Source organism: Aurantimonas coralicida DSM 14790, from assembly GCF_000421645.1.
Lineage (GTDB): Bacteria > Pseudomonadota > Alphaproteobacteria > Rhizobiales > Rhizobiaceae > Aurantimonas > Aurantimonas coralicida.
In genome coordinates, this window is the sequence record NZ_ATXK01000037.1 from 1 (window position 1) to 1,558 (window position 1,558).

2 protein-coding genes and 1 tRNA gene are annotated in these 1,558 nt (G+C 56.2%); all 3 read left to right on the forward strand.

Annotated elements, in window-relative coordinates:
* The first annotated feature begins 5 nt into the window (after positions 1–5).
* The 3 genes from H536_RS0122195 (at position 6) to H536_RS24735 (ending at position 1,459) form a co-directional block, all read left to right on the forward strand.
* Positions 6–95 (forward strand) — tRNA-Ser (locus tag H536_RS0122195).
* Positions 96–476: 381 nt separating this feature from the next.
* Positions 477–1,163 (forward strand): transcriptional regulator domain-containing protein, encoded by a 687-nt coding sequence (locus tag H536_RS0122200; protein WP_373279301.1) that lies wholly within the window; start codon positions 477–479, stop codon positions 1,161–1,163.
* Positions 1,164–1,252: 89 nt separating this feature from the next.
* On the forward strand, positions 1,253–1,459 hold the full coding sequence (locus H536_RS24735) for a MerR family transcriptional regulator (protein ID WP_155898616.1): 207 nt from the start codon (positions 1,253–1,255) through the stop codon (positions 1,457–1,459).
* Positions 1,460–1,558: the final 99 nt, after the last annotated feature.

Sequence of the window (1,558 nt, forward strand, 5' to 3'; positions counted from 1 at the left end):
CGGCCGGAGAGGTGGCAGAGTGGTCGAATGCACCGCACTCGAAATGCGGCATACGTGCAAGCGTATCGGGGGTTCGAATCCCCCCCTCTCCGCCATTATATGGCTTCAACCCATTGCTTTTCCTATGTATTTACGCCTTTACCCGCAGGCTACCCCAATATTTACCCCAACATGTCGCGTAGATGTGTGAGGACGTCTTGACACGTTCTGGCTCCTCGTCGTCGCTCTGAGGGTCGGCTGTACCCCCCGTCGGACGTTGCGAAGAGCGTCAGGCGTTTTTGGCGCCTCGAACGGTGTCTGCCGAGGTGTGAAAGCGCGGGTATCAAAGTGATCGCTCATCACACTCCGCGAGCTTGAAGGCTCGCCTGAGATCGAGATACGCTGCAGCGGTTGAAAAGCCGTAAGAAACGCGGTGGCTATAGTCCCATAGCACTGCGCTTCACACACCTTACGCTGCAGATCGCGGATCGACCGTAGTGGCTAATTTAAAGTCCTCACCTCGCGACTGGACGAAGTCGGAGAATTATCCTCCTGTCGATAATATGTCTCTCGGTGAAATCCGATGGGGGTTCCTGCGCCGAGATGAACGCTATCAGCGCGAGTGGGCTGAACATTCATCGAACCATTTTCCATATCGGTACACTGGCAGCCTCAGCGAGAAATGGGGCATTGATGTGCTCACCGACCCATGGGGCGAGGAGGCGCCGGTATTCTTCAACGATCCCGCGATCGAATTAGCTTCAGCGTCCAGCAAGCGCATTCTGAATAAAGACAGATACACGCTGTCGCACTCCGTCGCCGACTTCGTTCAGACTGCGATCGATCACGGTCAGATCCTCGTACGATTGGCAGCTGACTTGCCCTTCGAGGCCCAGTTAGCCGAAGTCAAACGGCAACTCGAACAAATGGCATTGGAGTTAGGTGTCGATCGGGAGGAACTTGTCGGCTCGAAATGGCGGGATGCCCGCAAGACCGTTCGTCGTTCTTGGCGCGTACTCGACGCTGTGGCGGCAGGGATTTCCTATAACGACATAGCAGAAAGGTTCGCCGAGGACCCTCTTCCTGGGGATTCCGCCAACGTTACCTACGCAGATATCCCAGCGATGGTGCGTCAGGCGCGCGAGTCCACCAAACGCTGGACGACCTCCGCTGGGAAAAACTGAGAAGAAAATAGAGGCACGCCCTAACTGCCATGTGAGGCCGATCAGCGGATCGCTACAAGAGCGTCAACTTCAACAAAAGGAGACGCCACATGGCCCCAAACGCTTACACAGTGAACCACTTCTGTAATGCCTATGGCCTCAGCCGCTCGATGCTCTATCGCCTCTGGAGCGAACGCCTTGGTCCGGATTGCTACCAGGTTGGACGTCGTCGCTACATTTCTGCCCAAGCGGCAGAAACCTGGCAACGCGAACGTGAAGCCTATCAATCAGATCAACGCATGGAAGGCGCCATCTGAACGGCGACCCCTGAGTTCCAGCGCGAGGTGCAACACCCCCTAGCCGATGTAGGATCGGCTTGGTTTCCAGACCTTTCGGGAGTGTTGCCATGTCATGCT